Here is a 13,144-nt window from a genome sequence, read left to right as displayed (position 1 = left end):
TAAATATGAGCAATGGTTCTAGACCGGCTAAAGATAATATTCTCGAGTTTTTAGTGCAAGCAGCGAATAAGCATGACTTCAACCTGGATATCACATTGAATGTTAAAGGAGCCGTCATTACCGGAACGATGATATCGGCAAAGGAATACTTCCGCTCCTTAAGCGGGACTTTCGAAGATGGGAATGACATTGCCCAGATGTTGAGTGAACAACTAGATCAGGCTGGGGAGGTTGCTCAGAACAGCGATGACACCGGGGCTAATTTTCTCCATATGAAAGAAACCAAGGTTTATTGTGGAGACAGCAAGCCAACTCCGTCAAAGGGGCAAATTCTTTGGCGCGGCAAATTAAGGGAGATTGATGGTTTCTTTTTAGGGAGAATTTTGGATGGCAGCGACCAGGAGGAATAAATAATAAAAAGAAAAGCCTCATTGAGGAAGTCATTAATTCGGGTCAAGACACACTGGCGACTATGACAGAAGAGGTAATAAAAGAGATTATTGATGATTGATTAGGATACTTTTGAACCTAGTACCAGGTTCAAATCGAACGCTTTTCCGAAAGTTTAGTTATTCATGTTTGTTTCTTACGTAGAATATAAGACCAAAAACCCCAAATAGTATGCACTTTAAAAGTGCTGCTAGTTGGGGTTTTGTTATGAATCATATTAGTTTTTAGCATTTTCGTTAGAATCCTCAAATTTAGGAACCAAATCGAAAATTCGTTGGTCCTCAAATGCATCTATGACGCGTTCAAGCCAGTTGTAGTAGTCTTTCATATACTTCAGCTTATCGATATCTATTTGAACCACTTCACGTAATTCCTCACTAAGGGCTGGGTCTTGCAACAGTTCCCCCAGTTCAGCCAGTGATTTTTTAATAGCTACTAAATGCAGTGTGACTGATCTCTGCCATTTAATAGAAAACAAATCGATGAAGCTTTGGTGCCAATCATCCGTCACTTTATATAAATCTTTTCGAACTCCTTTTTTCCATGCACGCTCAACCAATTTTAGTTCAGACAGTGCTCGGACAGAAGTGCTCATGCTTGTTTTACTCATGCCTAATTTTTCTGTCATATCATCTAATGTTAATGGTTCATTTTGAAAAAACATAGTTCCGAATTGTCTACCTGCAGAAGGTACCAAGCCGTATAAATGTATGTTTTGGGCAATTGTTTCTATAATTCGTTCCCGAGCTTTATCTATTTTTTCATGGTCATCCATTTACGTTCCCTCCACTGAAATTAGCTTTGCTCACATAATCCAGCTAACTAAATTTAAATGTATTATATCCTTACCCAAAAAGCAATTTTTTTAAATAATTTTCGTACAGTTTTTACCGTACAAACAATTAATAAGGTTTAAACTGTTGAAATTTTATGGAGTTGCATCTATAATTGATTGGGTTCGGGTATTTCGGACGGTAAGGAGAAAAGATATGAGTGAGAAAAACATAAATAAAAAAATAGTAGTAAAAGACGCTACGAAGATTTTTGGTAAAAGTAGTGGCCGCGCTATACAGTTGCTGAAAGATGGTAAAACAAAAAGCGAAATTTTGAAAGCGACTGGTGCAACGGTTGGTGTGAAACAAGTATCCTTTGAGGTCAATGAAGGTGAAATTTTCGTCATTATGGGTCTATCCGGAAGTGGTAAATCTACATTAGTTAGGTTGCTTAATAGATTAATAGATCCAACGATGGGACAAATATTACTGGATGGTAAGGATATTGTTCAGATGAATAAAGAACAGCTTCGTGAAGTAAGACGAAAGAAAATTGGGATGGTATTTCAAAACTTTGCCCTCTTCCCACATAAAACAATCGTTGAAAATACAGAATATGGCTTAGAAATCCAAGGGGTTTCTAAAAAAGAACGAAATGAAAAAGCAATAGAATCATTAAGACTTGTTGGTCTTGCGGGATATGAAGACCAGTACCCGAAACAACTAAGTGGGGGTATGCAGCAACGTGTTGGACTTGCTAGAGCACTGGCTAATAATCCAGATATATTGCTTATGGATGAAGCGTTTAGTGCATTGGATCCGCTTATTCGAAAAGATATGCAAAATGAGTTACTTCAGCTTCATCACGATATGCAAAAAACAATTATTTTTATCACACATGATTTGGATGAAGCGCTTCGTATTGGTGACCGTATAGCACTGATGAAAGACGGAGAAATTGTTCAAATTGGATCACCTGAAGAAATTCTGATGAGCCCTTCCAACGAATATGTCGAACGATTCGTGGAAGACGTTGACTTATCCAAAGTACTGACTGCTGGTCATATTATGAAAAAAGCAGACACGGTAAAAGTTGATCGAGGTCCTCGTGTAGCACTTCGACTGATGAAACATTTAGGTATTTCTTCTATATATGTAGTAGATAATGCGAATCGCTTATTAGGAGCAGTAACAGCACAGGATACTGTAGAAGCAATTGAATCAGAGAAGTCACTGAATGATGTAATTATTTCTGATCTTCCGATGATCTCACCAGATACGGTTCTCACAGAATTATTTGATGTAGTATCAACAGCAAGCATTCCTGTTGCAGTTATTAATGAAGAACAAAAGCTTCAAGGGATTATTATACGTGGTGCCCTCATAGGTGCATTATCTGGTGATAATGAGTTTATTAACAAAGATGGAACGATGGATTCCGCAGAGCAGCATATTACGGAGGTGATTTAAGATGGATGAACTATTCCCTCGCCTACCTTTTGCCGATTGGGTTGACACTGGAGTTGATTGGTTAGTAGATACGTTTGGGACAGGCCTAGACGGTTTTGCTGATGTACTAGAAGGAGTAGTAGAAGGCACAGTAGATATATTGGATTTGGTTCCTTCTATATTACTTGCTTTTATCTTCGCTTTAATAGCTGGAATTATTTCTACGAGAAAGATTGCCTTCTTTTCATTGATTGGCCTATTATTCATCGATTATTTAGGGTATTGGTACCCGATGCTTCAAATGTTAACGCTAGTATTGACTTCAGTCATCTTCGCGCTAGTGATTGGTATTCCTATAGGGATTCTTAGTTCACAAAAAGCGGGTGTTCGAAAGGTAGTAAATCCAATATTGGATTTAATGCAAACAATGCCTGCATTCGTATATTTAATACCGGCGATTTTCTTTTTCAACATTGGAGTCGTACCGGGAGTTGTAGCATCCGTAATTTTTGCAATGCCTCCTACAATTCGTTTAACGATGTTAGGCATTCAGCAAGTACCAAAAGATCTAATAGAAGCTACAGAAGCATTTGGTTCTACGACGTGGCAGCGTTTGTTTAAAATACAAATTCCACTGGCGAAACCTACTATTATGGCTGGGGTGAACCAAAGTATTATGCTATCTCTATCAATGGTAGTAATCGCTTCGATGGTAGGTGCACCAGGACTTGGTGAAGAGGTTTACCGGTCCGTTACGCAATTGAAAACAGGAGTTGGCGTAGAAACTGGACTTTCTATAGTAATCGTAGCGATTATTTTAGATAGAATCACGCAGTACGCTGGAAATAGAAAGAAAAAACTAGGGGGAAATACATGATGAAATTAGCCAAAAAAATAACAGGTCTTGGAGCAGTTGCATTACTTTCACTTGGGTTAGCAGCATGTGGTGATACAGAAGAAGCAAATGATTCAACATCTACAGACTCAAATGCAGGTTCAGTAGGGGAGTCAGTTAACTACAAAATTACTGGCATCGATCCTGGAGCTGGAATTATGGAAGCAACAGAACGAGCTATTACAGATTATGAATTAGATGAGTGGGACCTTGTAAGTGGTTCAAGTGCTGCAATGACAGCATCTCTAAAGAAAGCGTATGATGCAGAAGAGCCAATCATCATAACTGGATGGACTCCTCACTGGAAATTTGCTGAATATGATTTGAAATATCTTGAAGATCCAAAAGGCTCATATGGTGGGGAAGAGGAAATTCACACAATTGGTCGTACTGGATTACAAGAAGACATGCCAGAAGCTCACCAAGTCCTTTCTAATTTCAACTGGACAGAGGATGATATGGGTGAAGTAATGATCGCTATCAAAAACGGTGAAAAACCAGAAGTAGCTGCGCAAGCTTGGGTAGATGCAAATCCAGAGAAAATTGCAACATGGACTGAGGGTATTGAAAAAGTTGACGGTGACAAAATCAAACTTGCATATGTTGCATGGGATAGTGAAATTGCTAGTACGAACGTTATGAGCATCGTATTAACAAGCCTTGGCTATGATGTAACTATGGTTCAAGTTGAAGCTGGTCCAATGTGGACAGCCATTGCCGACGGTAGTGCAGACGCATCTCTTGCTGGATGGTTACCATTAACACATGCAACCTATGCTGAAAAATTCGATGGTAAATTTGAAGACCTTGGCACAAGCATGACAGGCGTGAAAATTGGTTTAGTTGTTCCAGCATATATGGACATCACATCTATTGAAGATTTAAAAGATAACTAAATAACTAGAAACGAAACCCTCAGAGCAAGTGACACTTGAGCTGAGGGTTTTTTATGATTAAAACTCTGGATTCGCAATTTTCATTACTTAATTATTTCATTGAAAATTAAACCATCATCGTCTAACTTGATGATTTTAAGTCGATTTTCATTTTTAACAAAGGTGCTTTTGTATTCTTTTTTACCTTCACTATTTTCAAAGAATATGACACGAGTTCCTTCGTTATCTGTTTCAACTTTAGCAATATACTTAGTCATATCAATATGTTTAGCTAACATTACGAACTCAGGGAAACTTTTTATATCACTTTGGCCCTTATTTTCTTCAGTAGAATTAGCGCTTTTCTCAGCGTTTTCTTCAATTGTTACATTTTCTTCTACGTCCACATTTTCAGTTTCTACGGCATTATCTTCGTTAGTATCTACCGTTTCTTCGGAACACCCTGCAAGTAGAGCTAATCCAAGAAAAGCTACTAATAATTTCTTCAAATCATAAACACTCCTTTAATAAATAAAGTCCTAAAACATTATCCTAGAAGAGAGTGTGAATGAAGTCAAATATTTTCTAACTACTCGCTTACGGAAAGCTTAATAGAAATTTAAGGGAAGTAATTGTTTTCTTCCATAAAAAAGGCACTTTCCAACTAATTGCGTTTAGATTCCAACTAAATCGTTCATTATTCCAACTAAGCACTCTAAATTTCCAACTAAATCATTTAGACAAAAGCAAAAAGTGTTTAAATTACTCTTTTGGTATGGTAAAAGAGTCCGCTCGCCTGTAAAAAGCGAGCGGTAAGTCTCGGAAAACATGTTATTTAGTATTTCGAATCGGAGGAGCAGTTTCTTCAGGAGTTAGCTCTCTTACTAATACAGGGACAGGATAGTCCAATCCTTCTCTGTTTTCAAGTTTCACTGCATAAAGTGATTGGAGCGCTTGATGGTCTTCTGGACGGAAGGTCATGGTACCTTTTGGTGATTCAAAGCTCATTCCTTCCATTGTCTCTATAAGTGTATCCGTATCGGTATTACCTTCTGTTTTCTTCACTGCTTCTACTATCGCTAATGCTGCACTCATTCCACCAGGTGTGAAAAGATCTGGAACCTCCCCATTAAATTTCTTTTTGTGTTCCTCTACAAGCCATGTGTTTACTTTGTTATCTGGTAACTCATGATAATAGACCGTAAAACCTTCCATTCCCACAAGAGGTTTCATTGTAGGTAAAGTGGCTATATCTGCAACACCAGTAGAGATTTTGATTCCTTTTTCTTGTACTTTCATATCCATGATTTGGTTCCATGGTGTGTTGGAGCCTGCCCAGATAACATATAAATAGTCAGGTTTTTGATCGATAATCTTTTAAATATTGGAAGTAAAATCTGTAGCAGCAGGATCCACATATTCTTCATGAATAATGTCACCACCTAGCTTGATAGCTGCTTCTTTTAAAGCAGCAACACCATCTTGACCAAATGAGTAATCAGGAGCAAGGGTAGCAATTTTAACGCCTTTTTTAACAATAGCAGCTGCACCTGCGACCGCATCCTGAGATGAATTTCGAGCTGTGCGGAAAATATACTTATTGAACTCCGCGCCGGTAATACTATCTGCAGCGGCTGGCTCTACAACCATAATTTTTTCATATTCCTCTGCAAGAGGTAAAACTGCTAATGTGTCACCAGAGCTAGAAGAACCTACAAGAAAATCAACCTTATCTTCTTCTAATAGTTTGGTAGCTTTTTGTACTGCGACCTCTGCTTTTGTTTCTGTATCCTCTACAATAAATTCTATTTTTCGACCTTCGACTTCCATCGTTCCATCTGTTGCATAGTCAAGACCTAGCTCAAAGCCTTGAACAGATTGTTTTCCATAGGATTCTAAACCACCAGTTAAAGATGCAAGTACACCAATTTTAATAGGTGCAGCATCATTCGCTTCAACCTCTACAGTATCCCCATTATCGGAGCTACACCCAAAGATAAACAACAGAAGTGATAAAAATAGACCTAAGCAAACCGTTTTGTTTTTAAAAGTTTTCATTTTCTTCCTTCTTAGTCTCTTATTTTTATTAAAGTTGTCGCTGTCCATGTGTAACCTGTTCCAGCGCTCACTGTGACAACAATGTCCCCTTTTTTAAGTTTTTGATCAGCTTCAGCAAAATCGAGTCCTACAAGTGGGTCAAGGGAAGACATATGACCATGATGGTCGAGATAAATTGCTTTATCTTCAGAAAGCTCTAATCCGTTTAATATTTGTTTAAACATCGACTTTTTTGTATGCAGTGGTAGGAGCATATCGATATCGTGCAATGTATATCCGCTTTTTTCTACTGAATCTTTTACTACCTTTACAAAATTTGCTACAGATACTGGGTCAAGCCGTTCTTTCATATCTGCAGGATCCTTTACATCGATAAAATGGAGATTATCTTCCACTGTTTCGTGTGAAGCGGGAAGAACAGACCCTCCAGCTGGAACACGTATATCGTCATGGAAGGAACCATCTGTATAAATGGTAGACTCTAAAATTTCAAATTTACCATTATCTCTTGATAGAAGCGCTGCTGCACCCCCATCAGCAAAATTGAACATAAATCTTGATCTAGGATTTTGATAGTCAATAATTTGTGATTCCTTACACCCTCCAACAAGTAAGATATGGTTTAGTGTTTTATCGGAAGTTAACATATCTTTTGCTACCTTAAGGGCGATAGGAAAACAAGAGCTGACATTCATTATTTCAAAAGCATAGGCATTTTTTGTACCGAGCTCATATTGGATTTTTGGGGCACTTGACCAAACGCCATAATCTTTAAACGGACTTCCGAAGTAAATGACAACGTCTATGTTTAGTGGATCAACCACCTCTAATAGCGGCAAGGCAGCGTTAATGGCCATATCAGAAGCATGCATTGATGAATCAGCAACATGTTTTTCGTAGAGACCGAATTTTTCTTTTATCACATTTTCTGGAATGCCTGTTTTTACTTCTAGTAAACGAGCTGTTTCAACTTGGGGCGGAAAATAAGTGCTTGTTTTTACAATTTGTATCATATCTTTGCTCCTTCCTTGGGCATCATCATTTTGGCCTCTCCTTTTAACACAATCGTGTTATCCTGTTTTCTACAAATCGTCTCTAGCCGAAGAATTCCACGATCCTGGTCAATCTCTAAAATTTCAGCACTAGCAGTAATGGTATCTCCTATGAAAACTGGCGCTAAAAATTTTAAGGATTGCTCTAAATAAACCGATCCCTTTCCAGGAAGCTCCATGCCAAGTAGCCTAGAGAGAAAAGAGGTAGTTAATAAACCATGTGCAATTCGCAATCCAAATCTTGTTTCGACAGCATATTCCTGATCTACATGAACAGGATTATAGTCACCACTTAAACCAGCGAACATGACAATATCAGTCTCGGTAACTGTTCTGCTAAAGGCTGCTGTCTGTCCAACAAAAAAATTCATCATAAGCTCATCACTTCTTCTACATAATATTTTTTGAGAGTTGCTTTATCGATTTTTCCCGTCGCATTTTTCGGTAAAGCGCTTACAATTCTAAAAAGACTCGGAACTTTATAACGTGCTAACTTTTTAGTGCAATACTCTTTCAACTTCTCGTCTGTAAAGTTTGTCTCTTTTTTAAGTACAATAAAGGCAATAGGCGTTTCACCCCATTTATCATGGGGAACTCCGATTACAGCTGCTTCATCAACATCTGCAATCTCGTAAATGACTTTTTCAACCTCAAGAGGATATATATTTTCACCTCCAGAAATAATCATTTCTTTTTTTCTGCCGGCAATGTAAACAAAGCCTTCCTCGTCTTGTCTTACAATATCGCCAGTTGCAAACCAACCTTCTTGAATCGCTTTAGCTGTTTCCTCGGGGAGGTTATAGTATTCCTTCATGACACTCGGTCCTTTTACAAGTAATTCGCCATATTCTCCAGATGAAACTTCATTTGCTTCTTCATCAACAACTCGTATCTCGGTAAACATAACGGGTTTTCCAATGGAGCCAACTTTACGGTGATAGTCTTCTTCCGATAGTAAAAATACAGTAGGGGAAGTCTTTGTCAATCCATAGCCTTGCCCAAAGCTAATCCCTTTTTGTAAGTACCAACGTATTAACTCTTCAGGGCATGGCGCGCCTCCGTTATAAAAGAATCGAACAGAGGTTACATTAGTCGTTTCGAAGCTTGGGCTTTTTCGTAAAGCATCATGAATAGTTGGAACTCCCATAACGATGGTAATTTCATGCTTCTCTATATATTCCAACGCTTGCTCAGGGTTAAATCGCTCTGGAACTACAACTGTACCGCCACATAACAGTACAGGTAATGTGAATAAACCGATTCCTCCAATATGGAAAAGCGGTAATAACGTAATAATTTTATCTTTAGAAGTAATATCAAGTCCTACAGTATTATTAATTGCATTCCAAAACATATTTTCTTGGGTTAAGACGGCTCCTTTAGGCCTTCCGGTTGTTCCAGATGTATAGCAAATAATGTATGGAGCTGCTGAGTCAATTTCGGTAGGTATTAGTGGTTCTGTTTTTGCTAGATTAATCGTTTCGAATGTTAATAACTGAAACCGTGTTCGATTTAATAACTCTTTTCCTTTCGTATGGTTGTCGTTGTCAACAATGAGTGTTTGAAGTCCGCTGTCCTTTAGCTGATACTCTAACTCGTCGACAGTTAAGCGAATATTGAGTGGAACAGCCACAGCATTTAATTTTGCCAATGAAAATAAAACAATAATGAAATCAATACTATTCAGAGACAGAACGCCAACTCGATCTCCTTTTTTTATAGAATAAGTGGACTGTAATATTCCGGAAAATTGGTTGACCATTTTGCTCATTTCTAAATAAGTAAGTTTTCTCTGATCATCGATTAAAGCTAGTCTATTTGGTGTTATGATAGAACGCTGATCAATCCAATGTGATATACCCTTCAATCTGCATCACTCCTGCTTTTATTTTCGTAAACCTTGGAAAATAAGGGCTATTGCGTCTTCTAATAAATCCTCTGGTACATCTCGATCCTCCCAGTAAATCCATCTCATCCCTAAAAACTGGCTTATGCCCATTAAACAATAAGCAATTGTTTCCGTATCATACTTTTTTATTTCTTCTTTACCAATAGCTTCCTCTAGACCTTTAATGTATCCAGATGCTAGACGCTCGTAATACCAACGATAAAGCTCTTCGTCCACTAGTACAGTTTGCTGAACAATGCTATACAAATTCCGATGATTTTTTACCCAAGAAAAGAAAGTACGAAAGCCGATTCTTTGTGACTCTTCGAAACTATCTGCTGTCTTAATAGCGTTTCGAATTTCACTTCGAAACGTGTGGCTCATGTTACGCACAAGTTCTTCGAAAATGGACTGCTTCGAAGGGAAATAATTATAAAAAGTTCCCTGAGCTACATTTGCTTTTTGGGTAATATCAACGATCGAAGCATTAAAATAACCTTTTTCACCAAAAACTTCTTCTGCAATATTAAGTAAGTGCTGACGTGTTTTTTCTCCTTTCTTTGTAAGTGGTAGGGAATTGGAAGACAAATTTATTATTTCTGACATATGAATCACCTCTCAGTTTTTATAATATGTAAAATATTCAGAAATTACAATACCCTTTTAAAAATTATTATAAAAATATTTAGCGAAGAGAAAAAAGATGGTGCAGAAGTGGGCGGGGGCGAATTATAGATAAACTTAATTTGAAAGAAGAATGTACATTTTCTAGAAACGGATGAATATACTGTTTTGAGAGGCTGGGCTCAAAACTATAAATTGTCTCAAATTGTAGTAATACTAGTTTTCGGAGTTTTTTGAAAAAATATTTCAATATTTTTGTTAATTTATAGTACAAAACTTCGTTATATTGAGTTATCGGAATTTTGAGCATTTTTATGGGGGTGAAAAATGCTTCAACACTATATTAAGGGGTTTATTGAAACAGGTTTTACAGGGACAAGTATTTGGTTGGATCCAAAGAGGAAGTTATTTGTAGTACTACTAACAAATGCAGTGCATTATGGAAGACACTTTCACGTGAAAGAGTTTAGACAAGGGGTTCACGAGTTGGTTTATGATATATACATTTCAAATTAAAAGGGGCGTATTAAAAATGAAAAAATCAAATAAGTACCTGTTTCTGTTTATGTTTGTCATGTTATTTACGTTGATTTTAGCTGCTTGTTCTGACGATAGTGAAGATACTTCATCAAATAGTAATGCTAGTGATAGTAAAGATAATGGCGAAGTAAGTGAAGCTACAGAAAAAGTAAAGTTAACAATAGGTAGCTGGCGTACAGAAGATGTAGCGAAATACGAAAAAGTTATCGCTTTGTTCAACGAAACAAATCCTGATATCCAAGTTGAGTTTAGTCCAACTAAAAATACGGAATACAACACAGTTTTAAATACAGCGTTACAAGCGGGAGAAGGTCCTGATATTTTCCATCTACGTCCGTATGCAGCAGGATTAAAGCTAGCTGCAGCTGGGTTTGTTGAGCCGATTACAGACCTAAAGGGATTAGATCAATTTTCAGATGACTATTTAGCAGCTTCTCGAGGAGAAGATGGGAAGCAATATGGTGTTCCATTAAACATTAGTTCAACACAATTTTTCTATAATAAAAAAATATTTGCTGACCAAGGTCTTGAAGTGCCAACAACTTGGGATGAATTTATGGAAGTGAATGAAAAATTATTAGCAGCGGGTATTACTCCAATTGCGATGGGAACTAAAGAGAGCTGGTTACTATCTTTAACACATGGCATTGTAGGACCAGGTGTAGTGGATGGAAATGCTTTCGCAGATAAACTAGTTACTGGTGAAAGAGACTTTACAGATCCAGCATTTGTTGAATCAATTGAAGTAATGAATGATTTGAAAAAATATTTCCCTGCTAACTCAGAAGGATTAGGTATGGAAGATATTCGTACATTATTTGCTATGGAGCAGGCAGCAATGTTCCCACTTGGAAGCTGGGAAATCCCAGTTGTTAATGAACTGAATGCAGATTTAGATTACGGCTTTTTCCCAATGCCTTCAAAAACTGGCAATCAAACAGTGACAACTTGGGTTGATGGATCATTTGCTATAAATGCGAACTCTAAAAACAAGGAAGCTGCAAAAACATTTTTAGAATTTTTAACAACAAAAGAGTTTGGAGAATTATTTGTAGAAGAGTTCAAAATGATTAGTGCGCTTCCTGGTATAACTTCAAATGATGAACTTCTTAGTGAGTTAAGTAAAGCAGTGGAAACAAATTCAACGCCATATTACTGGGTAATTAACTTTGTAAGTGGAGATCCGACAACGAAAACAGTATTAGAAACGGAATTACAAGGAATGTATTTAGGAGAAGTAACGCCAGCGGAAGTAGCTCAAAAAGTGCAGGAAAATGCAGAGATTTCATTTGAGCCTTTTAAAAAATAAGAAAAGTGCAAGGCGCCTGTCAGTGGGATACAGTCTAAATTCGCGACATCGTGGTGCTCCTGCGCAAAGCTCGTCGCAAAATAAAAGAACATTTCGCAACGACTGCATGACCCACTTCGTGTGGGCCTCCGACAAGCGAATGGGAAGGTTCGTAGTCCAACTAGTTGGACGCAGAAGATTCCCATTCGACCTCGAGGGGTTGGTGCCTAGGGTCTGGACAAAAAATGAGTAGAAAAGTTTATCATTTCTTATTCTCAAAAAAGGAGGCTGTGGATGATGACTATGACTGTACAAACAGCTTCAACAAAGAAGGAAAGAAAAAAGGGAAAACGGTGGACTATCCACCTTTTCCCAATACCTGCACTAATTATTTATGGTTTATTCGTGCTCTATCCTATATTAGCTGCATTATCTTATAGCTTTTATTCTTTCAATGGTTTTTCACGAGAGTCATTTGTTGGTTTTAACAATTTCGTTACATTATTTACGACAGAGCCCTATGGTTCTATGTTTTTGAATGCGTTTAAGAATAATATACTGTATTTTGTCCTACAAATGATTGTTATGAATGGCTTAGCGTTTTTACTTGCATTTATTATTTATAAAAAAGTAAAAGGTGCTGAGTTTTTCAAGATTGCCTTTTTTTTACCACGTTTATTATCCGTAATTGTTGTAGGTTTTTTATGGAAGCTTATTTTAAATCCAAACTTCGGCACATTGAACATGTTGCTAGGTAAGCTAGGATTAGAGGAATTACAACGAGCGTGGCTTGGAGACCCAAACACAGCGCTAGTCTCTATTATTCTAGTAAATTGCTGGTTTGGATTAGGGTTCGGGGTATTAATCTTTTTAGCAGGTTTTCAAAGTATTCCGGGTGAACTAGTGGAGGCTGCTAAATTAGATGGAGCAAAAGGAATGACGATGCTTCGGAAAATTTATTTACCTTTAATGGTACCTTCCATTTTGATCATGACAGTATTAACATTTATTCAATCTTTTGAGGCATTTGAGCTCGTATATGCAATGCAAGGGTCAATGGGAGAACCGTATTTTTCTACGGACACGCTAGCTGTATTCTTTTATCGCTTAGCATTTGGTAGTTCCACATCTGGAAGCTCGGATGCGATAGGGCTAGGTTCTGCTTTAGCAACTGTGTTATTTTTCTTCATATTAGTATGTACAATGGTATTCTTGAAATTTATGAATAAAAAAGAAGTACAAATGTAAGGGT

The 13,144-nt window shown here is 37.4% G+C and carries 13 protein-coding genes and 1 pseudogene; 7 read left to right on the top strand and 7 right to left on the bottom strand.

Going from position 1 to position 13,144, the window contains the following annotated elements:
• Positions 1-5 precede the first annotated feature (5 nt).
• Positions 6-410, top strand: coding sequence for a gas vesicle accessory protein GvpU (gene gvpU / locus AM499_RS14650; RefSeq protein ID WP_053590903.1), 405 nt, complete (start codon positions 6-8; stop codon positions 408-410).
• 257 nt (positions 411-667) lie between these two features.
• Here the strand turns inward: gvpU and AM499_RS14645 are convergent, their stop codons facing one another.
• Positions 668-1,225 carry a GbsR/MarR family transcriptional regulator gene (locus AM499_RS14645; RefSeq protein WP_053590902.1) on the bottom strand — a complete coding sequence of 186 codons (558 nt, stop codon included), beginning with the start codon at positions 1,223-1,225 and terminating at the stop codon, positions 668-670.
• A 214-nt stretch (positions 1,226-1,439) separates the two neighbouring features.
• On the opposite strand from AM499_RS14645, the gene AM499_RS14640 reads away from it, so the two are divergent.
• From AM499_RS14640 to AM499_RS14630, 3 genes are read left to right on the top strand one after another with little or no spacing between them, the layout of a single operon-like run.
• Entirely contained in the window at positions 1,440-2,693 is a 1,254-nt protein-coding gene (locus AM499_RS14640; protein ID WP_053590901.1) for a quaternary amine ABC transporter ATP-binding protein, read from the top strand.
• Position 2,694: 1 nt separating this feature from the next.
• On the top strand, positions 2,695-3,549 hold the full coding sequence (locus AM499_RS14635) for an ABC transporter permease (protein ID WP_053590900.1): 855 nt from the start codon (positions 2,695-2,697) through the stop codon (positions 3,547-3,549).
• Positions 3,546-4,463: a glycine betaine ABC transporter substrate-binding protein gene (locus AM499_RS14630; RefSeq protein WP_053590899.1), complete on the top strand. Its 918-nt coding sequence runs from the start codon at positions 3,546-3,548 to the stop codon at positions 4,461-4,463. Before AM499_RS14635 ends, AM499_RS14630 begins: the two co-directional genes overlap by 4 nt.
• 83 nt (positions 4,464-4,546) lie before the next feature.
• On the opposite strand, the gene AM499_RS14625 is transcribed toward AM499_RS14630, so the two are convergent.
• The 6 genes and pseudogenes from AM499_RS14625 to AM499_RS14600 form a co-directional block, all read right to left on the bottom strand.
• Positions 4,547-4,951: a putative periplasmic lipoprotein gene (locus AM499_RS14625; protein WP_053590898.1), complete on the bottom strand. Its 405-nt coding sequence runs from the start codon at positions 4,949-4,951 to the stop codon at positions 4,547-4,549.
• A 322-nt stretch (positions 4,952-5,273) separates the two neighbouring features.
• Positions 5,274-6,500, bottom strand: a pseudogene (locus AM499_RS14620) (substrate-binding domain-containing protein).
• An 11-nt stretch (positions 6,501-6,511) separates the two neighbouring features.
• Positions 6,512-7,513, bottom strand: coding sequence for a 3-oxoacyl-ACP synthase (locus tag AM499_RS14615; protein ID WP_053590897.1), 1,002 nt, complete (start codon positions 7,511-7,513; stop codon positions 6,512-6,514).
• Positions 7,510-7,926, bottom strand: a complete 417-nt coding sequence (locus AM499_RS14610) for a MaoC family dehydratase (RefSeq protein WP_053590896.1) — start codon at positions 7,924-7,926, stop codon at positions 7,510-7,512. The genes AM499_RS14615 and AM499_RS14610 overlap by 4 nt, the downstream gene beginning before the upstream one ends.
• Positions 7,923-9,419 (bottom strand): o-succinylbenzoate--CoA ligase, encoded by a 1,497-nt coding sequence (gene menE / locus AM499_RS14605; protein ID WP_053590895.1) that lies wholly within the window; start codon positions 9,417-9,419, stop codon positions 7,923-7,925. The genes AM499_RS14610 and menE overlap by 4 nt, the downstream gene beginning before the upstream one ends.
• An 18-nt stretch (positions 9,420-9,437) precedes the next feature.
• Positions 9,438-10,046 (bottom strand): TetR/AcrR family transcriptional regulator, encoded by a 609-nt coding sequence (locus AM499_RS14600; protein WP_197275560.1) that lies wholly within the window; start codon positions 10,044-10,046, stop codon positions 9,438-9,440.
• A gap of 345 nt (positions 10,047-10,391) precedes the next feature.
• Between AM499_RS14600 and AM499_RS14595 the strand changes: the two genes are divergently transcribed.
• From AM499_RS14595 to AM499_RS14585, 3 genes are all read left to right on the top strand, one after another.
• Positions 10,392-10,580, top strand: a complete 189-nt coding sequence (locus AM499_RS14595) for a hypothetical protein (RefSeq protein ID WP_053590894.1) — start codon at positions 10,392-10,394, stop codon at positions 10,578-10,580.
• 16 nt (positions 10,581-10,596) lie between these two features.
• On the top strand, positions 10,597-11,913 hold the full coding sequence (locus tag AM499_RS14590) for an ABC transporter substrate-binding protein (RefSeq protein ID WP_053592232.1): 1,317 nt from the start codon (positions 10,597-10,599) through the stop codon (positions 11,911-11,913).
• Between the two features lie 282 nt (positions 11,914-12,195).
• Positions 12,196-13,140, top strand: coding sequence for a carbohydrate ABC transporter permease (locus AM499_RS14585; protein ID WP_053592231.1), 945 nt, complete (start codon positions 12,196-12,198; stop codon positions 13,138-13,140).
• The last annotated feature ends 4 nt before the right edge of the window (positions 13,141-13,144 follow it).

The organism is Bacillus sp. FJAT-22090, assembly GCF_001278755.1.
Classification (GTDB): domain Bacteria; phylum Bacillota; class Bacilli; order Bacillales_A; family Planococcaceae; genus Psychrobacillus.
The sequence above is the reverse complement of the archived record's forward strand: the minus strand, read 5'-3'. Positions and strand labels throughout refer to the sequence as shown.

Excerpts from the sequence above, each read along its gene's own strand:
- gvpU (WP_053590903.1), top strand. The coding sequence starts at position 6 with ATGAGCAATGGTTCTAGACCGGCTAAAGATAATATTCTCGAGTTTTTA.
- AM499_RS14645 (WP_053590902.1), bottom strand. The coding sequence starts at position 1,225 with ATGGATGACCATGAAAAAATAGATAAAGCTCGGGAACGAATTATAGAA.
- AM499_RS14640 (WP_053590901.1), top strand. The coding sequence starts at position 1,440 with ATGAGTGAGAAAAACATAAATAAAAAAATAGTAGTAAAAGACGCTACG.
- AM499_RS14635 (WP_053590900.1), top strand. The coding sequence starts at position 2,695 with ATGGATGAACTATTCCCTCGCCTACCTTTTGCCGATTGGGTTGACACT.
- AM499_RS14630 (WP_053590899.1), top strand. The coding sequence starts at position 3,546 with ATGATGAAATTAGCCAAAAAAATAACAGGTCTTGGAGCAGTTGCATTA.
- AM499_RS14615 (WP_053590897.1), bottom strand. The coding sequence starts at position 7,513 with ATGATACAAATTGTAAAAACAAGCACTTATTTTCCGCCCCAAGTTGAA.
- AM499_RS14610 (WP_053590896.1), bottom strand. The coding sequence starts at position 7,926 with ATGATGAATTTTTTTGTTGGACAGACAGCAGCCTTTAGCAGAACAGTT.
- AM499_RS14600 (WP_197275560.1), bottom strand. The coding sequence starts at position 10,046 with ATGTCAGAAATAATAAATTTGTCTTCCAATTCCCTACCACTTACAAAG.
- AM499_RS14595 (WP_053590894.1), top strand. The coding sequence starts at position 10,392 with ATGCTTCAACACTATATTAAGGGGTTTATTGAAACAGGTTTTACAGGG.
- AM499_RS14590 (WP_053592232.1), top strand. The coding sequence starts at position 10,597 with ATGAAAAAATCAAATAAGTACCTGTTTCTGTTTATGTTTGTCATGTTA.
- AM499_RS14585 (WP_053592231.1), top strand. The coding sequence starts at position 12,196 with ATGACTGTACAAACAGCTTCAACAAAGAAGGAAAGAAAAAAGGGAAAA.